Origin of the sequence: Larkinella fluvii, assembly GCF_051857545.1 — a bacterium.
GTDB lineage: Bacteria > Bacteroidota > Bacteroidia > Cytophagales > Spirosomataceae > Larkinella.
This window is the reverse complement of sequence record NZ_JBPZHB010000002.1, coordinates 1-25,226: the sequence shown is the minus strand read 5'-3', so window position 1 is coordinate 25,226 and position 25,226 is coordinate 1. Positions and strand designations below refer to the sequence as shown.

22 protein-coding genes are annotated in these 25,226 nt (G+C 50.7%); 7 read left to right on the top strand and 15 right to left on the bottom strand.

Annotated features, from left to right (window positions below; all coding sequences use genetic code 11):
* Positions 1–61: 61 nt before the first annotated feature.
* Positions 62–502, top strand: coding sequence for a GNAT family N-acetyltransferase (locus ACS5NO_RS04235; RefSeq protein WP_150876183.1), 441 nt, complete (start codon positions 62–64; stop codon positions 500–502).
* A gap of 3 nt (positions 503–505) precedes the next feature.
* Here the strand turns inward: ACS5NO_RS04235 and ACS5NO_RS04230 are convergent, their stop codons facing one another.
* The 7 genes from ACS5NO_RS04230 to ACS5NO_RS04200 form a co-directional block, all read right to left on the bottom strand.
* The gene (locus ACS5NO_RS04230; protein ID WP_439413990.1) at positions 506–1,564 is read right to left on the bottom strand and encodes a CHC2 zinc finger domain-containing protein; all 1,059 of its coding nucleotides are present in this window, start codon (positions 1,562–1,564) and stop codon (positions 506–508) included.
* A 165-nt stretch (positions 1,565–1,729) separates the two neighbouring features.
* Positions 1,730–2,266: an ATP synthase F1 subunit delta gene (atpH, locus tag ACS5NO_RS04225; RefSeq protein ID WP_439413989.1), complete on the bottom strand. Its 537-nt coding sequence runs from the start codon at positions 2,264–2,266 to the stop codon at positions 1,730–1,732.
* Positions 2,267–2,342: 76 nt separating this feature from the next.
* Positions 2,343–2,837, bottom strand: a complete 495-nt coding sequence (gene atpF, locus ACS5NO_RS04220; RefSeq protein ID WP_138989759.1) for a F0F1 ATP synthase subunit B — start codon at positions 2,835–2,837, stop codon at positions 2,343–2,345.
* A gap of 155 nt (positions 2,838–2,992) precedes the next feature.
* Entirely contained in the window at positions 2,993–3,250 is a 258-nt protein-coding gene (gene atpE, locus ACS5NO_RS04215) for an ATP synthase F0 subunit C (RefSeq protein ID WP_114404108.1), read from the bottom strand.
* A gap of 160 nt (positions 3,251–3,410) precedes the next feature.
* A complete protein-coding gene (gene atpB, locus ACS5NO_RS04210) occupies positions 3,411–4,481 on the bottom strand; it encodes a F0F1 ATP synthase subunit A (protein WP_114404109.1) in 1,071 nt (356 codons plus the stop codon).
* Between the two features lie 19 nt (positions 4,482–4,500).
* Positions 4,501–4,863: a hypothetical protein gene (locus tag ACS5NO_RS04205; protein ID WP_138989760.1), complete on the bottom strand. Its 363-nt coding sequence runs from the start codon at positions 4,861–4,863 to the stop codon at positions 4,501–4,503.
* A 1-nt stretch (position 4,864) separates the two neighbouring features.
* Positions 4,865–5,119 (bottom strand): AtpZ/AtpI family protein, encoded by a 255-nt coding sequence (locus tag ACS5NO_RS04200; protein WP_114404111.1) that lies wholly within the window; start codon positions 5,117–5,119, stop codon positions 4,865–4,867.
* Between the two features lie 156 nt (positions 5,120–5,275).
* On the opposite strand from ACS5NO_RS04200, the gene porW reads away from it, so the two are divergent.
* The 4 genes from porW (at position 5,276) to uvrC (ending at position 13,031) form a co-directional block, all read left to right on the top strand.
* Entirely contained in the window at positions 5,276–7,489 is a 2,214-nt protein-coding gene (gene porW, locus ACS5NO_RS04195; protein WP_439413988.1) for a type IX secretion system periplasmic lipoprotein PorW/SprE, read from the top strand.
* A gap of 76 nt (positions 7,490–7,565) precedes the next feature.
* Positions 7,566–9,917, top strand: a complete 2,352-nt coding sequence (locus tag ACS5NO_RS04190; protein WP_439413987.1) for a penicillin-binding protein 1A — start codon at positions 7,566–7,568, stop codon at positions 9,915–9,917.
* Between the two features lie 96 nt (positions 9,918–10,013).
* Positions 10,014–11,141 carry a glycerate kinase gene (locus tag ACS5NO_RS04185; RefSeq protein WP_439413986.1) on the top strand — a complete coding sequence of 376 codons (1,128 nt, stop codon included), beginning with the start codon at positions 10,014–10,016 and terminating at the stop codon, positions 11,139–11,141.
* Between the two features lie 78 nt (positions 11,142–11,219).
* Positions 11,220–13,031: an excinuclease ABC subunit UvrC gene (gene uvrC, locus ACS5NO_RS04180; RefSeq protein ID WP_439413985.1), complete on the top strand. Its 1,812-nt coding sequence runs from the start codon at positions 11,220–11,222 to the stop codon at positions 13,029–13,031.
* A gap of 107 nt (positions 13,032–13,138) precedes the next feature.
* On the opposite strand, the gene porN is transcribed toward uvrC, so the two are convergent.
* The 8 genes from porN to sucD form a co-directional block, all read right to left on the bottom strand.
* Positions 13,139–14,197: a type IX secretion system ring subunit PorN/GldN gene (gene porN, locus ACS5NO_RS04175; protein WP_439414568.1), complete on the bottom strand. Its 1,059-nt coding sequence runs from the start codon at positions 14,195–14,197 to the stop codon at positions 13,139–13,141.
* Positions 14,198–14,259: 62 nt separating this feature from the next.
* The gene (gene porM / locus ACS5NO_RS04170; protein ID WP_439413984.1) at positions 14,260–15,855 is read right to left on the bottom strand and encodes a type IX secretion system motor protein PorM/GldM; all 1,596 of its coding nucleotides are present in this window, start codon (positions 15,853–15,855) and stop codon (positions 14,260–14,262) included.
* A 116-nt stretch (positions 15,856–15,971) separates the two neighbouring features.
* The gene (porL, locus tag ACS5NO_RS04165) at positions 15,972–16,799 is read right to left on the bottom strand and encodes a type IX secretion system motor protein PorL/GldL (RefSeq protein WP_114404118.1); all 828 of its coding nucleotides are present in this window, start codon (positions 16,797–16,799) and stop codon (positions 15,972–15,974) included.
* A gap of 88 nt (positions 16,800–16,887) precedes the next feature.
* Complete coding sequence (porK, locus tag ACS5NO_RS04160; RefSeq protein ID WP_138989768.1) at positions 16,888–17,967, bottom strand: T9SS ring complex lipoprotein PorK/GldK; 1,080 nt, start codon at positions 17,965–17,967, stop codon at positions 16,888–16,890.
* 266 nt (positions 17,968–18,233) lie between these two features.
* Positions 18,234–19,202, bottom strand: coding sequence for a PorP/SprF family type IX secretion system membrane protein (locus tag ACS5NO_RS04155; protein WP_439413983.1), 969 nt, complete (start codon positions 19,200–19,202; stop codon positions 18,234–18,236).
* A 244-nt stretch (positions 19,203–19,446) separates the two neighbouring features.
* Complete coding sequence (locus tag ACS5NO_RS04150; RefSeq protein WP_439413982.1) at positions 19,447–20,232, bottom strand: uroporphyrinogen-III synthase; 786 nt, start codon at positions 20,230–20,232, stop codon at positions 19,447–19,449.
* 39 nt (positions 20,233–20,271) lie between these two features.
* Complete coding sequence (locus tag ACS5NO_RS04145; RefSeq protein WP_439413981.1) at positions 20,272–21,432, bottom strand: DUF4271 domain-containing protein; 1,161 nt, start codon at positions 21,430–21,432, stop codon at positions 20,272–20,274.
* A 119-nt stretch (positions 21,433–21,551) separates the two neighbouring features.
* Positions 21,552–22,430: a succinate--CoA ligase subunit alpha gene (sucD, locus tag ACS5NO_RS04140; RefSeq protein ID WP_114404122.1), complete on the bottom strand. Its 879-nt coding sequence runs from the start codon at positions 22,428–22,430 to the stop codon at positions 21,552–21,554.
* Between the two features lie 201 nt (positions 22,431–22,631).
* On the opposite strand from sucD, the gene ACS5NO_RS04135 reads away from it, so the two are divergent.
* Both ACS5NO_RS04135 and ACS5NO_RS04130 read left to right on the top strand, forming a co-directional pair.
* Entirely contained in the window at positions 22,632–23,243 is a 612-nt protein-coding gene (locus ACS5NO_RS04135; protein WP_439413980.1) for a DUF6962 family protein, read from the top strand.
* Positions 23,244–23,303: 60 nt separating this feature from the next.
* Entirely contained in the window at positions 23,304–25,139 is a 1,836-nt protein-coding gene (locus ACS5NO_RS04130) for a DNA polymerase III subunit gamma/tau (protein ID WP_439413979.1), read from the top strand.
* Positions 25,140–25,226 lie beyond the last annotated feature (87 nt).

The window sequence follows — 25,226 nt, the reverse complement described above, 5'->3', positions numbered from 1 at the left end:
TTTCCGAAATTAACCACTTCTTATTCACTTCCCGAAAACCTCATTTAATCTTTCTCCGAACATGACCTTCGAGGCAACCATTCGCCCGGCTGATTATCAGGATGTTGGAACGCTTTACCGTTTCATTTGCGAACTGGAAGAAACCCAACTCAATGCGGTGGCGTTTCGGGCGGTTTTTCAACGGAACCTGACCGACAAACGGGTGCATTATTTAGTCGCGGAAATCAACGAAGATATAGTCGGTTTCATTAGCTGCCACGTGCAATACCTGCTGCATCATACCGGCAAAGTGGGCGAAATTCAGGAGCTGTACGTGATGCCGGAATACCGCAACCAGCAGATTGGTCGCCAACTCGTGGCCGCGATGGAACAACTCGCCGAAGCCCACGGTTTTGTCAATCTCGAAGTGACAGCCAACCAGAAACGGACACACACGCACCGGTTTTACCAGCAGCTAACGTTCCGGCCCTCGCATTTCAAGTTTGTGAAGGAGTTTCAGTAGCAATTACTCCCGCTTCGAGAAGTAATCATTCACGTCTTTGTAGCCTTCTTTCACCGTTTTGGTTCGGGTCGAAATGCGGTATTGGCTGAACAAATCGCCGTATTCGCGGGCGGCTTTCTGTCCGGCGGCATCATTGTCGAAGTAAAAACACACCTCGAACCGCCGGAAGAGTTTCATCCATTCCCGTTTGAACATCGTCGCGCTGCCCAGACTAACGGCGGGCATGCCTTCCTGCATCAGCGTCATGCAGTCCAGCGCGCCTTCGGTGACGTAGAGCGTCTGACCGGTTTTGATCAGGTCGGTTACATCCGCATTGAACAACTCAACCGGAACACCGCTCAGAAACTGATACCGGGATACGGTTTCGGACGGGTTTCGGATCACCCGCCCCTGCAAATAAACGATGCGGCCCTTCCGGTAATACGGAATGATGATGGGATGCCGGTAAAAAATCAGGTTGCCTTTTTCGTTGAACAACCCACATTCCTGTAAATCCGGCAAGGTGTAGGTTCTTCGCAGATACGCCTGTGCCGCCTGATAATCATTGACGATGAACAGGCGAAACTTCCGCAACGTGGTTTCTGAAAATCCGCGACCGACTAAATACTGCCAGGCTTCCTCCCGCACCGCATTAGTGGGTTGTGACGTACAAATCCGCTGAAAATCTTCGTAAATCGTGCTGTGCAGCGGTTGGTAAACGTAGGCATTCGTATCAGACGGTAAGGCCATTTTCGTCGGTTTTGCAGAAACCGGTGTCTGTATTTTATTCAGATGGCCTTTCTTATATAGCTCCGGCTTATAATCGGGCAGGTAATTGAACGCCAGTTCGTGCATGGCCGCCGTATATTCCAGCTTGGCAACTCCGGCGTAGAAGTTAATGACGTCTCCGTGTTTGCCGCATCCGAAGCAGTGATACGAGTTGTTTTGCGGATAAATGACCAGCGACGGCGTTTTTTCGGCATGAAACGGACACACGATCTTGCGGTTTTCGTGCAGTTCATACCCCAAATCCGTTACAACGCGGACGATGTCGATGGTACGGGTTTGCGTGAGCAGATCCATTTAGTAACCGTTTGACCCTGCATGTTAACAAAAAAACCGGACATCGAAGCAGATGCTTTGATGTCCGGTTTTTTTGTTATAGAGTAAAGAAGTGAGATAAAAGACTTAACCGCTCAGGTGGTATTTGTCTTACTTCTCTTGTCTAATCTCTTTTATCTCAAAAAATCAATTCAGGAAACTCAACCGCAGTTCAGCCAGTTGGTTGCGAATCGACGCATCGATCTGGCGGTCACCGATCCGGAGAATATACCCACCGATCAGCTTCGGATCAATGGTTTCTTCGAGTTCGATTTGCTTTCCGGTTGCCTTGGCAACGACCTCGATAAACTGCTTCCGAATTTCTTCAGTCAGCGGTATCGTCGTTGTCACCTGAATCTTCTGGATGCCTTTCAGTTCGTTGTATTGCCGGACGAATTCGGTAGCGATGCTATCCATAATTCCTTCCCGGTTTTTCTTCGAAATGATGTTGAAGATCGTAAACGAAAGGGGATCGACACGGCTTTCAAAGATCGCCCGCAAAACGTTTAGTTTCTTCTCATGACGCAAAATCGGGCTTTTCAGGGCCAGCATCAGGTCGCGGTTTTTACGAACCACGTCGCTGAAAAACAACATATCTTTGTACACCTCTTCGACCTTCTGCTTCTCTTTCGCGAGGTCGATCAGCGATTTAGCGTATCGGAATGCTACTGTAGATTCTGCCATCTTGGAGTGATGAATTAAGAGTGAAGAGTGAAGAGTTGGCTGACGCACATAACTCTTCACTCTTAACTCTCAATTCTTAATTTAATCGTGCTTCGGCAACCAGGCTTTTAACCAGTTCTTCCTGTGATTTTTTATCGCTCAATTCCTTTTTCAGAATTTTTTCTGCGATGTCCAGCGACAAAGTAATCACTTCACGCTTCACCTCGGCGACCATGGCCTGACGTTCAGTCTGCAATTCTTCGCGGGCTTTCAGAATGATGCGATTGCCTTCTTCCGTTGCCTTATCGCGTGATTCAGCAATAACGCGGTCGGCGGTTTCTTTGGCTCCCCGCAGAATGGCATCCCGTTCGGCGCGGGCTTCGGCCAGCAGCTTCTGGTTGTCGGCCTGCAGTTTCGCCATTTCGATCCGGGTTTTTTCGGCCATATCCAGGGCTTTCTGAATATCGTCTTCCCGCTCTTTCAGGCTTTCCGTAATCGGTGCCCAGGCAAATTTTGACAGAATGAAATAGAGCAGCCCGAAAACGACCACCATCCAGAATAACAACCCAATGTCGGGAATGAGCAGATCCATTGACGTACGAAATTAGAATATATAAATACGTTGAATTTCTTTTTTGATTGAAATCAGCCCGTCGGCTGACTAATTCATACCGACGGGCCTTTTCCAGTTTTGTGAGTCGTATGCCAACGCCTAATGCAATCAGCGACCCGGATGCGGTTTCCTGGTTAGCCCAGTGAGATCAGCAGACAGATAACGGCTGCGAACAGAGCCACGGCCTCGATCAAGGCTGCGATGATCAGCATCGCGGTCTGAATCCGACCAGCAGCTTCCGGTTGGCGGGCGATACCTTCCATCGCCGAACCACCAATACGGCCAATACCCAGACCTGCACCGATAGCGGCCAGACCTGCGCCAATGGCGGCACCCATTACTGCGAAGCTACCCGTAGCTTCCAGAAGAATAGAGAGCAACATTGCAAACATGCTCGATAAATTGATTTATGGTTAAACAAAAAAATACAAACTAAAAAAAGGTATTCGGTTTACGGTTTTCGGTATTCAGACCCGTCATTTCTCAGGATTTAGCCTCCATTTCGAAGGCCCGGCGTAAACCGTAAACTGACAACCGTAAACTTTATAAAACTCAATGCCCGTGATCGGCTTCGTGACTGTCTTCAATCGCGCTACCGATGTACATCGACGTGAGCAGGGTAAAAATGAACGCTTGCAGGAACGCAACCAGCAATTCGATCAGGTTCATGAAGAGCGAGAAAACGATAATCAGCGGGCTAACTCCCCAGCCCATCCCGGAACCGCCCAGGTCATTGGCAATGAAAATCAGGCCTAACAAGCTCAGAATAATGATGTGACCCGCCGTGATGTTGGCAAACAACCGCACCATCAGGGAGAACGGTTTCATGAAGACACCCACGATCTCGACCGGAATCATGATTGGCAGCAGCGCCACCGGCACGCCGGTCGGCTTGAAAAGGTGAGCCCAATAATGCTTGTTTCCGCTCAGGTTGACAATCAGGAAGGTGATCACCGCCAGCGTCATCGTGATGGCGATGTTGCCGGTCAGGTTGGCACCACCCGGTAACAGACCGAGCAGGTTATTGAACAGAATAAAGAAAAACAGCGTCAGCAGGAAGGGTAGGTATTTGGCGTATTTCGGACCGATGTTCGGTTTGGCAATCTCGTCGCGCACAAACAGAATGACCGGTTCCAGAAACGACTGCAAGCCTTTGGGAGCCTTGCCCCGGTTTTTCTCATAGCCTTTCCGAACGGAGAAAAATACAAGTAAAAGCAGAGCCGCACTCAACAGAAGAGAAGCCACGTTTTTCGTGATGGAAAAATCGTAGACTTTAATCGTCTTGTCAGCCTCGCCGTTGGCACCGGCGCGGTAAATCTTATTGTGCTCTTTTACATAGCCGTTGTAATTGGCTTCGTGGGCGAAATGGGAAGACGAAAACACGTCCAGACCTTTGTCCTGCGTATACAGAATAACCGGCAAAGGCAGCGTCAATCCGTGTGCAAATTCCCAACCGTGGTCGTCTTTAATGTGGTGCATGATCATGTCGCCCACATTGAATTTCTTCTTCTCCCCGGTTGCGCCGTGGTCGTGATGCTCGTCGTGCTGTGCCGTAACGGCGGCCAACGTGCTCAAAAACAATACAATACTTAAAAATGCTTTACGAATCAGGAAACGAGACATATGAAGTAAATGGTATATATCACAAACCGCGTCGCAAGTTACGACTCAAAATGTAGATTTCAAAGGCTGTGTAAAATATATATAGTGCAAGAAAGTCCAGGATGAACAGTTTCACGCCATCGACACCCCGCCACAAAAAGAACCCGACAAAAACGAGGCACAGAATCATCCGGGCCACGATGGTCGCCATGTAAAACGGGATGAATTTTTCACGATTATTCTGAAAACCAACCTCCATCAACCGGTGGATCAGAAACGAAATACTCAGAAAAAAAATCAGCATGAACTTCCAGTACGGATGTAACCAGCGTTCGGCTCCGTACTGTTCGGCTACAAAAAATACAATTGCAAGCAGGGCCGTGGCCCCAAGACTCGGGAGCATATCAGGGTTGTTTGGGTAAACTGCGGATAAAGAGGTACAGAGACGAACCAATGGCAACCAACGACAGCACCAGCGTCCAGATGGGTTTCTGGTTGCCCTGCCACTCGTCCAGTTTGATGCCACCCCAAACGCCCAGACCAATCGTGGCCAGCATTTGAAAACCGATCGCGGAGTATTGCACGAACGAGCTGGTCTTGCGGGTAACCTTCCGGAACGGCTTTTCCGGATCGTCGGAATGGGAATTATCGGGTTCCATGCGTCAGGTCTTCGGATTTGGTGTCAGTTATTTCGTATTTTTGTAGGCGTGGCACACTTTTCGATACGGATTTTGCGTCGACGTCGTTAGTCAGTAGTGTTGGTTCTGCGAAGGTAGAAAGCCTTCCGTCGGTTACCAAGTATCTCACCATTTTCCATGCAAGGCGGGTTTTTCAACCGATATTCCATTTCTCCATCCGTAGCTGACGGTTTCCGGCTTTCTCTGCTGTGGGTGGTCCTGACGGTTTGGGTCAGTGGCTGTTCGCAATACAGCCAGAAAAAGCTTCCGGTGGCCTATCACAACCTGAACGCCCGCTACAATGCGTACCTCATCGCGCGCGACCGGCTTCGGGAAGTGGAACGTTACCAACAGAAAACCTACCAGGAAAATTACAACCAACCGCTGCCCATTCTGTTGCCGCTCGATTCCACCAAACTGGAACCTGTGAAAGCGCAACTGGACGACGCCATCAAGAAGGCATCGCTGGTAGCCGAACGTCATCAAAACAGCAAGTGGCTGGATAACAGCTATATTTTATTGGGAACCGCCCGCTTGTATCGCCAGGATTACGGCAATGCGATGGAGGTGTTCAAATACGTGAATACGAAAGGAGAAAGCGAGGACGAAAAGCACGAAGCGTTGATTCTGCTGATGCGGACTTACGTCGAAATCGCGGATTATGCAAATGGGTTGAATGTGGCGGAATACCTTCGCGTTCAGCCGCTTAACAAAGTTAATACGCGGGATTATTATTTAACGAAAGCGTATCTGCACCAGAAAAAACAGGAATATGCGGTGTCGGCGGCTTTGCTGGACGCCACGTTTCCGTTCCTGAAAAAGGGTGAAACCACGGCCCGTTTGCATTTGATTGCCGGTCAACTCTATGATTTAACCGGCAAATCGGAGAAAGCCGTTGCGCATTATCGTTCGGTGTTACGAAACCGCCCCACTTACGAGCAGTCGTTTTATGCTACGATTTATTCCATTCAGGGCGGACGAACCAGCAGCGAACGGTTTAGCCGGATGCTGAACGACCGGAAAAATATCGACCTGAAAGATAAGATTTATTACACGATGGGTTTGCTGGAAGCCCGAAACGAACGGTATCCGAAAGCTATCGAATACTGGAAAAAATCCATCAGGGAAACGACGACGAACACCCTCCAGATTCCGTATACTTACCAGGAAATGGGGAAACTGTATTTTGAAAAGTTGCTGGATTTTCCCACCGCCAAGGCTTATTACGACAGTGCGCTGGCGCTGCTGCCCCAGCAATCGGCCGACTACAAACTGCTGGCCGGTCGAAAAGTCTTTCTCGACGAATTCGTCGCCCAGCAGCAAACCATTCTGACGGAAGACAGCCTGCAAAAACTGGCGCAGATGAACCCGGCGGCTCTGGACCGTCATCTGGATGAAGCCATCGACCGCAAGCTGAAACAGCAACAGGCTTTACTCAAGCAGGCGCAGGAAATAGCCGCTCAGGCGTCGAACCGCCCCGCCACCTCGTCCGACATTCCGGCCGACCAGCGGTGGCTTCTGTACAACCCCATCATGATTACGCAGGGAAAAACCGAGTTTACGCAGAAATGGGGCAACCGGCAACTGGAAGACAACTGGCGCCGGAGTCAGAAAGAATCCACGGCGCAACTGGCCACGGTTGACTCGGCCCCCCAAACCGGTACGGCCCTGAATGCGACGGGGTCCGACGGTTCTGCTCCGGTAACCCTGACGGCCGAAGAGCGGAAAGCCCAGAAAGATGTGCTGTATGCGACCATACCGTTCAGTCCGGAAGCGCTGGCCCAATCGAACCAGCGGCTCGAAGATGCGTATTACCGATTGGGAAAATTGTATAAATTTCAGTTCAATCAGCCGGACAAAGCCATTCCGACCTTCGAAACCTTATTGACCCGTTATCCGAACACTTCCGTGAAACCGGAAGTTTATTATCTGCTGATGGTTTCGAACGACCAGTTGAACCGGACTTCGTCCTGGAAAGACAAACTGCTGGCCGAATTCCCAACGTCGTCCTATGCCCGTCAGGTCGGCAAAACCGGCGCAAATGGTGCCCCCACGGCGACCGGCGAAACCGAAGCCCAGCGCGTTTACACGGAAATCTACGGACTGTATAAAGCCAATAATCTGAGTGAAGCCCTCAGCCGGGCCGAAACCGCTCTGGGTGCGTTGACCGGCAGTTTGATTGAAGATAAAATGGCCGTTTTGCGCGTCATTCTGATTGGCAAAGTGCGCGGTGTAGAGCCTTACCGTCAGGCCCTGATCGAATTCATCCGCGATTATCCAACCAGTTCTTTACTTCCGAAAGTGCGAGAAATGCAGGTAGCCGCCGAGCAGCAGACGGCCAAGCGAAAGTGACGTTTTTGGTTAAAATGTGTACATTTGACAAAAGCGGAAGTGTATCCCAGTATCAAGTTTAATCCCTGATTCCCCTATGTTTGAGTTACAACCGGGTTTGTATCGACGCCTGATTGCAAGACTCTGGAAATTGACCCTGGCCGGCGTTGTCCTGCTCATTCTGTATATCGTTGCGGTTAGTTTCAATTTTCTGTGGTTGTTTGGCGGAATGCCCAGTCTGAAAGCACTCGAAAACCCGCAGAGTTACCTGGCTTCGGAAATTTATACCGAAGACGGGGTTCTGCTCAGTAAATATTATCTCGAAAACCGGACGCCCATTGAAATTTCCCAGGTTTCGCCCAACGTCATTTCGGCCCTTCTGGCGACGGAAGACGCGCGGTTTGTGAAACATTCCGGAATAGACGCCCGCAGTATTTTCCGGGCGGTCAATGGCGTTCTGACGGGCCGGAGCAGTTCGGGCGGGGGCAGTACGCTGACCCAACAAGTAGCCAAGAACCTGTTTGAAACCCGGACTGAAAAATTCCGGGGCGTCTTCGGCAGCATTCCCTACGTGCGCGTCATCATCGACAAAACCAAGGAGTGGATTCTGGCCGTGCGGCTCGAGCGCAACTACACCAAACAGGAAGTTCTGATGATGTACCTGAACACGGTTTCGTTTGGGAACAACACGTTTGGGATCAAAACAGCCGCCAAGACGTACTTTAACAAAGAACCCTGGCAACTGAACGTCGAGGAAGCGGCCATGCTGGTGGGAATGCTTCAGAATCCGTCGCGCTTCAATCCCCGGTTGTATGAAGATCGTTCGCTCTTACGGCGTAATGTGGTGCTGTTTCAGATGCGGAAATACGGTTTTCTGACCGACGATCAGTTTGCGCTCTACAAACAGAAACCGATCAAGCTCGATTTTAACATCGAAAACCAGAATACCGGCCGGGCAGCTTATTTCCGTTCTGTCATCAAAAGTGATATTCAGAAGTGGCTGGATGAATACAACGAAGCCCACCCGGACGATGAACTGGATCTGGAAACCAGCGGTCTGAAAATCCGGACGACCATCGACTCCCGCTTGCAAAAAGCCGCCGAAGAATCCGTTTACGAACACATGCGCGAACAGCAGCGAAAGTTCTACGAACACTGGCGGGGCCGGAATCCCTGGACCCAGAAAATCGGCGGTAAATACCGCGAAATACCGGGTTTCATCGAACAGGTCGCCAAGCGAACGCCCCGGTATATTGCACTGAAACGCGAATATGGCGACGACGAGAAGGCAATCTGGGCCGAAATGCGGAAACCGGTGAAGATGAAGGTATTCGTGTATGGCGGTCGGCGAAACGAGAAAGACACGGTGATGAGTCCGCTGGATTCGATCAAATACTACAAGCGGTTTCTGAACGTCGGTTTCATGTCGATGGACCCGCGCAACGGCCACGTGAAGGCCTGGGTAGGCGGGATCAACTTCAAATATTTCAAATTCGACCACGTTAAACAGGCCAAACGGCAGCCGGGTTCGACCTTCAAGCCGTTTGTTTACCTGACGGCCATCGACAAAAACTTCCTGACGCCCTGCGACCGCGTAACCGATCAGCCCGTTCGGTTTGAACCGCAGGAGGACAACAACGGTCCTCGAGCGTGGGTACCACACAATTCAAACGGCAAGTGGAGCTATCAGCAACTGTCGTTGCGGCAGGCACTGGGTCGTTCGGTGAACTCGGTCAGCGCCTACCTGATCAAACAGGCGAAATCGGCGTCGGTGGTCGAGTATGCCCATAAACTCGGTATCGAAAGCAAACTGACCGAAAACCCAACCCTCTGTCTGGGAACGAGCGATGTGTCGGTCTATGAAATGGTAGCGGCCTATTGCACCTTCGCCAATGCCGGTTATCGGGTGAAACCGTTGACGGTTCTGGAGATCCGCGACAAAAATGGCAACCTGCTGAAAAGCTTTTTTGCCGAGAATAAATTGGTGATCAACGCCAATACGGCCTACCAGATGCTTTATCTGATGCGCGGTGCGGTGGAAGACGCCGATGGAACCTCACAACGGCTCCGGACCCAGTATAAGCTGCTGGAAGGCGGCAACGAAATTGCGGCCAAAACCGGTACGACCTCCAGCTACTCCGATGGCTGGTTCATGGGCATGACGCAGAATCTGGTGTCTGGCTTGTGGGTGGGTGGCGATGATCGTAGTATCCACTTTCGCGACATGGCGTTGGGACAGGGTGCGCGGGTGGCCATGCCGGCCTGGGGCATGTACATGCAGAAAGTCTACGCCGATCCCACGCTGAGACGATCCTATCCGAAAGTGCCGTTCCGAAAACCCGACGGTTTCAACCTGTCGCTGGATTGTGGCGGTTATTCCATCGACTCCAGCCAGCGGTATATTGCGCCCAAAGTCGTCGAGTCGGAAGAGGAAGAAATTTTGAATTAATGCGTGAGACAAAAGAGGTGAGATGAAAGACAGGAGACTACTCAATCCACTACTACTTTAGTCTCTTGTCTTACCTCTAGCCTCTTTCGTCTACTCATGAAAATTCTGCTGGCTCCTGATAAATTCAAAGGTTCACTGACCGCCCGGCAGGTTTGTGACGCCATGACGGAAGGTATTCGGCTGGCTCATCCTGGTGCCGAAATTGTAGCGTTGCCGATGGCCGACGGCGGAGAAGGAACCGCCGAAGTGCTGACACAGGCCACCGACGGGCAATGGATTACGGTTCCGGCTCTTGATCCGCTCGACCGACCCATTCAGGCTTCTTACGGTATTTCCTCCAATCACCAAACGGCTTTCATTGAAATGTCCCAGGCTTCGGGCCTGCGGTTACTCCATCGAAATGAACTGAATCCGCTGAAAGCAAGCACGTTCGGCACGGGTCAACTCATTCTGGATGCCATCAGCCGGGGTGTTACGCATTTGGTGCTGGGGATCGGCGGTAGTGCTACCAACGACGCCGGTATCGGTATGGCAGCCGCTCTAGGGTGGCAGTTCCTGGATGCGCAGGGCGAGTCCCTTGCTCCCTGCGGTGGGAATCTGGAGCGTATTGCCCAGCTTGTTCCGCCGGTTTTGCCCTTGAATCTTTCCGTAGAAGTTGCCTGTGACGTGACGAATCCGCTTTTTGGCCCTACCGGAGCGGCTTATGTTTACGGACCCCAAAAAGGCGCTTCGGCTGACGATGTGGAAAAACTGGATCAGGGCTTACGGCATCTGGCGCGTCAGATTCAGGCGCAGTTTGGCGTCGATTTAGCCGACCAACCGGGGGCCGGGGCCGCGGGTGGACTGGGAGCCGGTGCGCTGTTTTTTCTGAAGGCTACGCTGAAAGAGGGTGTAAAAGTGGTCATGGAGCAAACCCGCTTCGCGGAATACCTGCCGGGTACGGACCTGGTACTGACCGGTGAAGGCAAGATCGACAACCAGACTTTGCAGGGTAAACTGATCAACGGCATTGCTCAGGAAGCCAAAAAGTTTGCCGTGCCGACCGTTGCCCTGTGCGGAACGCTGGAGGCCGAACCGCAGGATTTGATGGCCCTCGGTTTAACAGCCGCCTTCTCCGTTTTGACTCATCCCCAGTCGCTCGACGAAGCGTTATCCGGTGCTCATGACACTGTCAGGCAGACAACTTTTAATGTTCTTCGTTTGTTAAATAGGAACACGGATTAAACGGATCAGACAGATTAAAACTGATTCTATCCGTGAAAATCCGTTTAATCCGTTACATCCGCGTTCCCATCCCAAAAAATGGCCGAATTCGATTATAAACCAGAACTGGCGAAGGTTCCGCACGAACCGGGCGTATACCGGTATTTTGATGCATCAGGAGAAGTAATTTATGTCGGCAAAGCCAAGGATCTGAAAAACCGGGTCAGTAGCTATTTTGCCAAATCGAACCAACACGACCGCAAGACCCTCAGACTGGTCAGCCAGATTCGCAAGATCGAATTCACCATTGTTCATACGGAATTTGACGCGCTGTTGCTGGAAAACCAGTTGATCAAGCGGTTCCAGCCCCGCTACAACATTCTACTGCGCGATGATAAAACCTATCCGTTCATCTGCGTCACCAACGAGCGGTTTCCGCGTGTGATTACCACCCGTCGCATCGACCGGAAGATGGGGACGTTTTATGGCCCTTACGCCCAACTCCGGCCCATGTATACCCTGCTGGAGATGTTCAGCCAGTTGTTTACGCTCCGGACGTGTAATCTCAATCTGACACCGGAAAACATCGAAGCCAAAAAATTCAAGGTGTGTCTCGAATACCACATCGGGAATTGCAAAGGACCCTGCGAAGGACTCGTCAGCGAGGCCGACTACCTGAAAGACATCGATCAGATCCATTCCATTCTGAAGGGGAATGTGGCACCGGCCCAGCAGTATTTCAAAGAACGCATGTTGGAATCAGCCAATCAACTGGCGTTTGAGCAGGCGCAGCAGTACAAGGAAAAGCTGAATGTCCTGCAAAATTTCCAAAGCAAATCGACGGTTGTCAACCCCAAGATTTCGGATGCGGATGTATATACGATTGCCTCGGATGAGTCGGCAGCTTACATCAATTTCATGAAGGTGGTGAACGGGACCATCACGCAGACGAATACGGTGGAGGTCAAAAAGAAACTGGACGAATCCGATATCGACCTGCTGACCATGTTGATTATTGAGTTTCGAACGCAATACGGCAGCGAGGCTAAGGAGATTATCACCAACATTCCGCTGGAGGCCGATCTGAAAGCCGAAATTACGGTGCCGCAGATCGGGGATAAGAAGAAGCTGCTTGACATGTCGATGAAAAACGTGCTGTATTTCCGGCGCGAACGGGCCGAGCGGGCAGCCGCCGAAGCCACCGGAAATGCCAGCAAAAAAGACCGGGTGCTGATTCGGCTGAAGCAGGATTTGCAGCTTAAAACCTTGCCCAACCGCATCGAATGTTTCGATAACTCCAACATTCAGGGAACCAACCCGGTTTCGGCGATGGTTTGTTTCATCGATGGAAAACCGTCACCCAAGAATTACCGCCATTTTTCGATCAAAACCGTTGTCGGACCCAACGACTTTGCTTCGATGCACGAGGTCGTTTCCCGGCGGTATATCCGCGTGCTGGACGAGCAAAGCGGCTTACCCGATCTGATTGTGATCGACGGTGGTAAAGGCCAGTTGAGTGCCGCCTGTGAAGCGCTGAAGGAGTTGAATCTGTACGGTCAGGTACCGATCATCGGCATTGCCAAGCGACTGGAAGAGATTTATTTCCCGGAAGATAGCCTTCCGCTGTATATCGATAAAAAGTCCGAGTCGTTGAAGCTGATCCAGCGCATCCGCGACGAAGCGCACCGGTTTGCTATTACCTACCACCGCGACAAACGCAGCCGAAACAGCCTGATCAGTGAACTGGAAAACATTGAAGGCATCGGCAAAAAAACGGCGGCTAAACTCCTGAAGTATTTCAAAGGTGTGAAAAAGATCCGGGAAGCACCCATCGATGATATTGTAACCGTTGTGGGAGCCGATAAAGCGCAGAAAGTCAAGCAGTATTTCGAGACCATCGCTCAGTTGTGATCAGTAGACAAGAGAGTAAAGACAAGAAAATAAAGAAGGAACACTGACTTTCACTTATAACAAAAAAGGGAGCAGAAGCTCCCTTTTTTGTTATAAGTGAAATGGGATTAATATTCCCACAAACCGTGTTCCTGTTCCATCAACTGCTGTTCAAGTTGGTACGATTTCATCAGGCCTTCCCGTTCGCTACCGTACTGACCAATCAGGTCACGGTCTTTCGGGTTCGACACTTTGTAGATCCGTCCGTAGAACAACCGCAGGTCGAAGGCATCAGCCAGGTTCTTGTGCTGGGCCTGATTCTGTGAATTATACCAGATAAACTTCTTCGGATCACTGCGGAACAGTTTGTCCAAATCTTTGTATTTAAAATAGGCCACCTGCGTTTCCAGACCCGATGGACTTTTATCGGCCGGAATCACGATACCAACGGTTTGAATGTCATAATACAAGCGGGAGCGTTTGCGATCAAAAACCCAGTCTTCCTTGATATCCAGAACGCTATATTCGTCATTCAGCCGTTCAATGCCTGTAAACGGATTCGCCTTTGCCATCGCGCTTGAATCCACTTTTGGCACTTCCGGAACTACCGGAGCGGGTTTTACAGGCTTTTTACCTTTGGTATTTTTAGCCGTTGTCTTTTTCTTAGGAGCCGGTGTTCCCCAGCCATCATCTACCGGTTTTGCCTTGGCGGTTTGCGGTGCGGGTGTCCCCCAGCCATCATCCGCCGGCTTTTTAGCTGCCGCATTTTTATCCTTGGCGGCATCACCCCAACCATCGTTCGTTTTGTCTTCATTGCCAAAACCGGCGGCTCTTTCTTCAGCCGTCAGGGTAGCACCCTGTTCGGGTGCGGCCAGTTTTTCGGCGAATTTTTCTACCGGCATCGGCGTGTTGACTGAATCATTGGGATAGGCAACCAGAACGCCGGCTTTCACGGCATCAATCAGATATTTGGTAATCTGATTGTTCTTGGAAAACATGGCCTGATTCTGCTTTTCGTTCAGATCGACCCGACGCCATAATGTTTTCTTCATCATGACGTCATTCTCGTTGATCTCCCGAACCGACAATGGATTGGTTTTCGTATTGTCTCTTTCCTGCGCCTGTGCCACCCCTCCTGCCATTACTGCCAATACAGCAGCTACTGCTACGCTTCCCGCCTGTTTCATGACCTTGTGCTTTTTGCGTTTATTCTTCACAATAACGAACTGATTGTCAGCTATCGTACTGACTAATTCAAATTAATTGTATAAACCTTCTGAATGACGGGGACATCACTGATCTCTCCCCGGAAGTTCCGGCGTTCCACGCCTTCTACCTCAATAACATACCGCATCCCTGGTTGGGCATCAGCCGCCAAGGCTCCAACCGAACCCCCGTTTGGCCCTAACGAAACCGGAGCCCCAATGGGACGACCGCCCTGCGCCAAACGAACCGTGAAGCCTTTTACCCGGAAATTAGCATCGTCCGGCATAAAGTTTTTAAAGCTTTCATCCGGAATGGCCCGAACCTGAATACTCCGTACACTGGATACCGGCATCCCCCGGCGCTCGTCGATTTCGGCCCCACCGGCATATACCCGTAAGGTCGGGCGAGGCACCCGGTTCACCTTGAACTGATTGGTTCCCAACAGGCTACCGCCGTTGTTGACGTTCAGGCTTACCTGAGCTGAACTTGGAATAACCGTAATTTTACCCCGTTCACTGCTGGTTAAAACCGCTGCGCCGTTGGCCGTAAACGTCGGGTTCCACAAGGCACCCAACTGCGGGCTCTGAATGCTCAATTTGTTGGCGCAACCCAGATACAGCGGAGGCATAGAAGCCGTTTCAATTTCATAAGACGGTTTGGCGACAAAGTACTCCTGATTGAAGTTAACGGTTTTCATACCGTCCGGTGCCTGATAACTGATTGAACCAACCAGCGAACGTTTGGCGAGCCCGCTTTTATCGTAAGTACCGCCCTGCGCCGTAAATTCAATTTTACCAACACCATCTTCCACCCGAACCGCACCGCCATTCAGGCTCATGCGGGGAGAAATCCCGCTCGACGAAGCCGCCAGGAACATTTCGCCCTTGAACTTGGTACCGGCTACTACCACTTTTGATTCCATACTGACCCGTGCCAGAATCTTGTCAAATTTGATGTCCTGCGCTCCTACTTTACTCGCCAGGTAGTCCAGGATTTCGCCTTCCATCCGCCGGATGTCCGACTGACGCTGGCTCAACACGGCCAAAGCTGCCGGAACCGGTGTTTGTTCAAAGTTCAGTTCGGCAAAATCCTTGTTGCGCTGTTCTTTGGAACGACTGGCGATTGGATCGTCTTTGGCATCAGCCGCCAGTGCCGTGAATTTAGCGTTGGGATTATACTTCTGAAGTTGCTGGGTAAACTGGTTCAATTTTTCTTTCAGCTCGTAGGCTTTACCGTTTTTGCGGCCACCCACCATGATAATCCCAACCTTGTCTTCTTCGTTCGGGTTTTTCAGCCGGCCTTCTTCATCGAGTCCGCCACCTGCTTCCGTGATCAACTGTTGTTTCACAGTTTCCAGTTCTTCCACAATTTTGGAGGTCATGGTCCGAACTTCTTCCGCCTGTTTCACGACGGCCACATCGGCGGCCCGGTTTCCTGATTTATCAACGGTGGCCTTGATATTGTCTAACGTGGATTGGTTGATGCGGTTTGCAGAACCCGTCGACGTTTCCAGACTGCTATTCAATAAGATAAATTTCTCCAGTAAAGCCGAACTGACTTGTAAGGCCAGCATCGCGGTCAATACCAGATACATCATCCCGATCATTTTCTGACGGGGTGTTTCTTTTGCGCCTGCCATTAGTTTATGGTAGAGTAACTTGTAATGTAGATAAAAAAGTGTCGCTTAAAGTCTATAGTTGGTATTTAACGATACGATTGTAAATCGTTAAATACCAACTCCGTTACTTTCAACGATTATTTGGCACCATTTCCGCGCATGGCCGTCAACATACTGCCGTATACATTGTTGAGTGACGACAGGTTGTTGGTCAATTTTGACATTTCGCTTTTGAACTGCTGCGTGTCACGGCTGGCTTCCGACATGTTTTCCATCGCGCTGGTCAGATTGCCATAAAACGCGTTCATGGCTTTCAGGTGCTTGTTGGTGTCTTGTAATTCCAGTTCATATACGGCGTTCAGAGCGCCCATGCTCTGGGTGATTTTCTGGAATTGTGTACGGTATTCTTTGGCATCCTGCGTTGCATCAGCCATCGCGTTCATCGAAGTGACCGCGACACCGTACGATTTGTTCATTTCATTGATAGAGCTAGCCGCCTGGCGAACATTCTGGGTATATTCGTTGGTGGCAATGGTGGCATCCGAAACATCACGCATTTTACCAACCGTATCGGTAAAGCTGCGCAGGCCCGTTCCCAGTTTTTCAAAAATCTCTGGCGACACTTTCGCATCTGCCAGCATCTTATCCATATTGGCGGTCAAACCGTTGCTTTGCAAAGCCGGGCGACGTTGGGGCAATTCACCATCGTAATCGTCGGACAGTTCGGGATAAACCCGCTCCCAATCCGGTTCTTTCTGCGTTTTTTGAGCAAAGGTTTGAAAAGCAAACAAGACGAAAATTGCTACTTCGGTCAGCAGACCAATGGTCAAGATGGTGCCCCCACCCTCCCAGTGCTGAATTTTACCCAGTGCGCCGAGAATAACGACGGCAGCACCCAGACTATACATTGTCGGAAGGATTTTGTCAAAGAAAACACTCGAACCGTTACCGTTCTTTTTAGCCATGATTAAAGCAAAAATTAAATGGGTATTATGTGTTGTGTATAGGTATTAAATAGGGGTTGAGTCTATTCCATTCCGAAAACGAACCGGATTAACGGCGGGCGCCCCGGGAAGCGGTTCGTCCCTGCAGGTTGTCCATCACACACCGGAAGCCAATGTACGACCGTTTGTTGTTTTCGAGTTCGTAATACCGTGTTCCTGTTTCCAGGTAATACGCGATATCTTTCCAGGAACCACCCCGAACCACTTTCCGGGGCTCGTCGGCGTTCTGGTTATCGGGGTTCATATCCCAAACGATGGCCGATGCATTTTCGGCGTAGGCATCGCGGGTCCACTCGGCCACGTTGCCGGCCATGTTGTAGAGGCCGTAATCGTTCGGATTGTAAGCATTGGCCGGGGCGGTATATGGATAACCGTCGGCGTCAAAATTCCCGCGTTGCGGCTTGAAGTTGGCCAGATAACAGCCTTTTCCGTTGGCAACATATGGGCCACCCCAGGGATACTTAGCGGAGTTATGACCACCGCGGGCCGCCCATTCCCATTCTGCTTCGGAAGGCAGACGATAGCGGGGAGAAACAAACTGGCCTTCTTTCGTGCGGTAATCGTTGTACAGGTTCGTGCGCCAGGTGCAAAAATACTGGGCTGCCTGCCAGCTTACCCCAACCACCGGATAGGTGTCGAATGCCGGGTGTGAAAAATAATACTCCAGCATGGGGTCCCCGTTGTGATACGTAAAATCGTTTTTCCAAACGGTCGTATCCGGGTAGAATTTTGTCATGATTTCTTCTTCGCCCAGCACCGAAACCGAATCGGTCAGCAAGGCATTGACGAACTGGCGGTATTCGTGGTTGGTAATTTCCGTATCATCCATATAGAATGAACTGATCGTTACCCGCCGGTTCATGTTCGTCTGGGTTGCTGCTAAATCTTCATCGGCCTGTCCCATCATAAACGAACCCGACGGAACCAGCACCATACCATACGGAGTGGTTTGTTTCCAGCCTTTTCGTCCATTGGCAGTGACTTCTCCATTGACAATGCCGACATCTTCGCCCTTGCCTTTTCCACCACCAAATTTGGATTTGATAAACCCGCAACCCTGCATCAGCAGAATCGTTGCCACCACCATCACCCCTCGGGCTGCGTTGCCGGTAAACCACTTGTTACTCATAGTTGTAGGGTACGTTAAAATCTGTTTCGCGTGCAAACCAGTCTTAGAACGAAAATAAAGCATTTTATTGTATACGTACATTTGAATTGATTAAATGCATCTATTATTCAAAAAAAGTACAAACTAACCTGCGATCAGTTCTATCACGTAGCCTACTAATTTTCTCAAAATTATCACTTTGGCCTTTAACAGCCTAACAATAATTACGCCAATCGTAGAAATGGCAACGGAGCAATGAAAAGAGGGCAGTTTGTGTAGTTGTTCTCTCAATAGCGGAATCGGGGCGTTCTGATGATCGGTTTACGGCCTGAACGGGGTTCGGGAAGCGAATAAGACAATAAGATTTCGTGCGACGTCGGGCTTTTCGCATCGCGGTTACTGACCACAAAATCGAACGCATACCCGAAGCGCAGGGCATTATTCCGGAGTAAACTAAGGCCGGCCGTTGCGGTGAACGCATCGCCTTGGCGGTAGCCAAAACCGACCCAGTGCCGCTTGTCGTACATGGCCAACGCACTGACTTCGATCGACGAATACGTTGCGTTGGTGTTGAATTTGTAAATGGCTGATGGCATGATGTCGATGAGTTCATTCCACGCATACCGATACCCCGCCGTCAGGTAAGCAGTCCGGTAAAGCGGATTGAGTCCCGTGTCGTTGCCTAATTTAAAATCAGGTTGGGTCAGGTGTTTCATGCTGGCACCAACATAATAGGTATCAGCATTGTAATAAACTCCCGCGCCCAGATCCGGCTGCGTCTGATTGACACGTCCGTTCTGAATCAGCGGATCTCCGGGATCATTGGGCCGAAACCGGTCATAATTGATCGACCGGTTATGAATCCCGCCCTCAGCCCCAAACGAAAGCGTTCCTTTTTTCAGGGGTATCCGAAAAGCGTAGGCAAGCTGAACCTTCTGAAATCCCTGCGGACCAAATGTTTCGTTCACCGCGTTTAACCCAATCCCTCCCCGGATTTTATTCAGGGGCATGTTGAATGAAAACAACTGGGTGCTGGGGGCTCCTCCTTCGTCAAAGGTACCCTGATAACCCAGGTATTGCGTGCGGTGTACCAACTGAAACCGGGTTACCCCTTCCGAACCGACTGCGGCTGGATTGTAGTAAACCGGATTAAACATATACAAGCTAAACTGCGGATCCTGATCCTGAGCCTCAACGCCCAAAGCCGTCATGAAACAGGCCAAACCAAGCAGGACAACGTAAAACTTACGATTCATATACGATCAGAACAATCACCAGACTAATTTCAGAAAGCGGCCGAACGGATCAACCGCCCGATCAGTTGCCAAACCTGCTTAAGCGGCATGTTACCTATTAAACGGAGATTTTCCAAAAATATTGGTATAAAAAAGGAGACTCCGTTAAACTCCGATTGCGCGGTCTGAATGACCTGCCGGATTCGAAAAAATCACGGTCTTCGTTCATTCGGACAGCGCAATCGCTTTGCAGAATCGTTGCCATCTAGTGGCTGTTGGCCTTCTTCATATACAGTTCCAGAGCACCCGCCATCGACGGCGCATTGGGCAGGGGGGCTTCAATGTCCAGAATAAAACCGGCCTCGGTAACGGCCCGCGCCGTGGTGGGACCAAAAGCCGCCATCCGGATGCCGTTTTGCGTAAACCCGGGGAAATTATGCAGCAGCGAGTTGACGCCGGACGGACTGAAAAACGCAATGATATCGAACGAATGAATGTCCAGATCCGAAAGATCGGCCGGGACGGTTTCGTACATCACGGCTTCGGCCAGGTGCAAACCGCTGGTGTCCATAAAATCCGGAATATCGTTGCCCCGGATGTTGGAACACGGAAACAGAAACTTCTCATTCTTGTGTTTCCGGATCAGGTCGAACAGGTCGGCCGCGGTTTTATTGCCGGTAAAAATCTTCCGTTTCCGAATCACGATGTACTTCTGCAGGTAATTGGCGGTTTGCTCCGTCACACAGAAATACTTCATATCAGCCGGCATTTCCAGTTTCGCTTCCTGACAGATTCGGAAGAAGTGATCGACGGCGTTACGGCTCGTAAAAATGATGGCCGTATGGTCGAGGATATTGATTTTCTGCTTGCGAAAGTCTTTGTAGGAAACGCCCTGAATCTGAATAAACGGACGAAAATCAATTTGCAGGTTGTATTTCCCTGCGATTTCAAAATAGGGCGAATTAGCGTCGGCAGGTCGGGCTTGGGTAACTAAAATACTGGCTACTTTGGTCAGCCTTTCCTGGTCGTACTTAGCAGAAATCTCACTCATCGAATACCTCGCGTTTTGTGTTTAAAGCTTGCCCACTGGCTACAGTGCGAACCGTACCCCAATGGTTAGCGGGATCAATTCAACGATGCAAAGGTACGAAAATAAATACAGATTTTTGATAACCGCTTTGTTTGCAATGACAACATATAACAGGGCCAGCCGGATGACGTAAAAGCCGACAAACGGAACAATCAGCCAGAGGCTGGGCCAGGTACTGGTGGCAGCGGTGTTGGCGGCAATGGTAGCGACGCAAATGGTGCCGCCGGTGAAAAAAATCAAGGAAGACTGCATGACCTTGAAGAAATGCAAATTCACCACCTCCTCCAGCCGGTATAAGCCCCCAATGGTCACGATAAAAAGATATTTTGCCAGCAACAGAAAAAAAGCCAGAAAGCTCAACTCAAAAAACGTAAGGGTCAGATCCAGCAGTCCCTGCCCCCGCAGCAACAAGGCACGCGACAGAAAAAGATCGATGTTTTTGCTCTGAATAATCAGGTATAAATACGCCGTGATGAACCCCAGATTCATCAAAAAAAGAAGATTCGTTCGGCTCAGCGGCCGGTTTACCAGAAACAATTCATCCCGAACCGTTACCGACAGCAAATCAGCCAGATTGAAAAACCGGAGGAAAGCGCGGTGGTGAAAATTGAATAAATACGCATTGACGGCTACAATGAACAGCAGGCAAAGCGTGAAAAAATTGGTGTACATCGACAATCGGCGGGGCAGAATACTGAGCCGGGTGTCGGTTACCACCACGTCTTTCTGGGTGGCCGATTTCTGGTGGCCGATAAAGACCAGTTTATCCTCGACACCGGGGCTCCCGTGGAGCGTCAGAAACAGTTCCGGTTTGCGGTAGGCACGGTATAAACTGTCCAGGTTCAACACCAGCCATTCATTGGCCACCAGTTTGTGTTTGAGAGCCGCGTCGATGAAAAGATAACCATCCTGCCGGGTCGAAATCAGCAGACTGTACCGGCGGTTGCTTTCAATATCCAGAAAAAAACTAACGGAAGAAACCAGAGCGTGCTGTTCGTCGATGAAAGGCACGTAGGATTTATAGGACTGGTCATAGACCAACCAGTCGTTGCGGAAGTCGTGGACGGGAAAAAACTGTTGATTCGGCCCGACTCCCTGTGCCATACTTCCCAACGCCCACAGAGCCAGGGCCAGAATGGACAAAATAAAACGAATCCGCACGAGTCAGGAATTATTAAGTTAAGAGTTAAGAATTAAAAGTTAAAAGTTGGCTGGCGCATTATGCCTGAATCTACTTATAACTTTTAACTCTTAACTCTTCACTCTTCACTCTTCACTTGTTAATTCTTCCCGATGGCTTTCAGCATCGTTTCACCAATCAGGGCTGGTGATTCGACGACGTGAATACCGCATTCGGACATAATACGCATTTTGGCGGCTGCCGTGTCGTCCGCACCACCGATGATGGCGCCCGCGTGGCCCATCCGGCGGCCTTTCGGGGCGGTTTGTCCGGCAATGAACCCAACGACCGGTTTGCGGTTTCCGTCGGCTTTGATCCAGCGTGCCGCTTCGGCTTCCATGCCTCCGCCAATTTCGCCGATCATTACGATGCCTTCGGTTTCGGGGTCGTTCATCAGCAGTTCAACGGCTTCTTTGGTCGTTGTTCCGATAATGGGATCACCGCCAATTCCGATGGCCGTAGTCTGGCCAAGTCCCACTTTCGAAAGCTGATCAACGGCTTCATAGGTCAGGGTACCGGATTTGGAAACAATGCCGATGGTTCCTTTTTTGAAGATAAAACCGGGCATGATGCCCACTTTACACTCCTCGGCGGTCATCACACCGGGGCAGTTCGGCCCGATCAGCCGGACGTCTTTCCCGGTCAGATAGTCTTTGGCTACCATCATATCTTTCGTCGGAATTCCTTCCGTAATGCAGATAATCACCTTGATACCGGCGTCAGCGGCTTCCATAATGGCGTCAGCGGCAAAAGCCGGTGGTACAAAAATAATCGAGACATCGGCTCCGCCCTTTTCAACAGCTTCCTTCACGGTGTTGAATACAGGTCGGTCGAGATGGGTCTGTCCGCCTTTGCCCGGAGTGACTCCGCCAATGACGTTGGTACCATACTCGATCATCTGTTGAGCATGAAATGAACCTTCAGAGCCCGTAAAGCCCTGGACGATAACCTTGGAATTTTTGTTAACTAATACGCTCATGATGAATGAAAAGCTGTGCTATGCGTGTGAAGGTATAAGCCCTTGGAACCGGCGCAAAAGTAGAGGGAAATGGCTAAAGAAAAAAGTTATGAGTGAAGAGTTATGAGTGAAGAGTTAAAACGCGTCAGCCAACTCTTCACTCATAACTCTTCACTCATAACTCCCTTTTGCCTTTTTCCCCGAAAAATCGTTATTTCCAGCATGAACCTTTCAAACATGGTGTCAGATGCCGTCCTGGCTTTCACGGGTATCTGGGTCTTCTGGCGGTATTTTATGGCATTGAGCTGGTATAACCGGGTACTCTGGGGACTCTTTCTGATTACCATTTCCATGACAGCCCTGATCGGCGTTCTGGTGTTTGCGGGCATTCAGGGCGTGGTGCCGTTACACCGCTCGCTGGAAACACTCGCGGCCAGTCTGGGGGTCGTTTGCGTCATCGTTGGGGTGTGGGGCCTGATTCTCAAGCAGAAAATTACGAGATCCGGTTTTTTTGTCACCGTCACGCTCGGCATCGTTTTATTTCTGCTTTTGCTGCTAAGTCCCACCATCCGGGCCTTCGAGCCGGTAATCCCGTCGATGGGCATGGTGATCGTGCTGCTGATCGCGTTTCTGGGCGTCGTTCGTCGGGACCCGCGTGCCACCTGGGTGGTGTTGGCTGTGATGATTCTGGCCCTGGCAACCCGCGTGGGTCAATCAAAAAATCTGCCTATTCATCCTGTCGATTTTTACCACTATACGCTTTCATTATCACTGCTTTGCTTCGGAAAATCGGTTCAAAAAACGGACTCGGAGAACCGGTCGGGAGGAAAGTAATTTTGGACAGCGTAGTTCCAAACCTTACGGCGGACCATTTTTTTTGGCTAACTTGCCGACATGGATAACTTCGTTGTCTCGGCCCGGAAATACCGTCCGGCTACCTTCGATACCGTCGTCGGACAGGCACATATTACGACTACACTCAAGAACGCGATTTTAACCAATCACCTGGCGCAGGCATTTCTGTTTTGCGGACCACGGGGGGTTGGAAAAACGACCTGTGCCCGGATTCTGGCCAAAACCATCAACTGCCAGAACCTCGGAAAAAGCGAAGCCGTCGAACCGTGTGACCACTGCGACTCGTGTGTGAGTTTCAATCAGAACGCTTCGTTCAACATCCATGAATTAGATGCCGCTTCCAACAACTCGGTGGAAGATATCCGGAACCTGATCGATCAGGTACGCTATCCGCCCCAGTCGGGTCAGTATAAAATTTACATCATCGATGAGGTTCACATGCTGTCGCAGGCCGCGTTCAACGCGTTCCTGAAAACACTGGAAGAGCCTCCCTCCTACGCCATTTTTATTCTGGCGACCACCGAAAAGCACAAAATCCTGCCCACGATTCTGTCGCGCTGTCAGCTCTTCGACTTCAACCGGATTCAGCCACGCGACATCGCCGACCATCTGGCCAACATTGCGCAGAAAGAAGGCATTCAAACCGAATACGAAGCCCTGGAACTCATCGCCCAGAAAGCTGACGGCGGTTTGCGGGATGCGCTTTCGATGTTCGACCTGAACGTGACCTTCTCGGAAGACCGGATTCTGCGCTACAAAGAAGTGCTGGAAAACCTCCACATCCTCGACTACGACTACTATTTCCGGCTAACCGACCTGCTGCTGGCGGGTAATTTGCCGCAGAGCATGTTGTTGTTCGACGAAATTCTGCGGAAAGGGTTCGATGGTCACCAGTTCATTGTCGGACTAAGCGAGCATTTTCGGAACCTGCTGGTTTGCAAGGATGTAGCAACCATTCAGTTGTTACAGGTGACGGAAAGCATTCAGCAAAAGTATTTGCAACAGGCCACCGAAGCACCCCTGAGTTTTCTGCTCTCGGCCCTGAGCGTCGGTGCGCAGTGCGATCTGAATTACAAGTCGGCCAAAAACCAGCGGCTGCACGTAGAAGTTTGCCTGATGAAACTGGCGAACCTGCCGAATGTGCTGGACATCCATGCCGTTCCGGTTTTAACCGACCATTCAGAACCCGGCGAAAACCGGAACCCGGAACGGGCTGAAAAAAAAAAGGACAGTTCAGCCGACAGTGACGCCTTAGCCACAAACCGGGAACCCGTCGCCCTGCCGTCGCACACCAGCGAACCCACGAACGGCTATCATCCCCAGCCGAATGGCAACGGAACCGCGAAACCGCTCCCGGAACGGAGTCCGGTGATCGCAGGGATTCCAAAACCGGTGGGCAGTAAGCTCCGAACCACGTCTAATCTGGTCTCCGTCGAACGGCCGGTGGCCACCATGGCGGATGCCGTCGCGACGGCCTTGGCCGAGGCTCCCGAAATGCCAAAGGTGGACAAACCGTTCACTTTTGAGGAGTTAAAAACCGTCTGGCAAACCTACGCCCGGATGCGCGATCAGCAGGATGGTTCGCGAACGGAGCAGGTGATGCTGAACCGGGAGTTTCGCCTGGAAGGGACCATGATTCACATTGCGATCGACAACTCCCTGCAAGCCAACCTTTTGAGCGACCTACGACAGGATTTACTTACCTATCTCCGGCGGGAATTGCAAAACAGCCAGATTCAACTGACCGATACGATTGCGCTCCAGGAAACCCGAAAAATGATTTACACGCCCCAGGACAAATTCAATTACCTGGCCGAAAAAAACCCGGCCCTGCTGGAGTTGAAACGAACGCTGGGCCTGGATGTTGATTATTGAGTTAAGAATGAAGAGTTAAGAATGAAGACGGGGCCGCCCATGCGGTTGGCTGACGCATTTGTTACAGCTTGCGTCAGCCAACCGCAT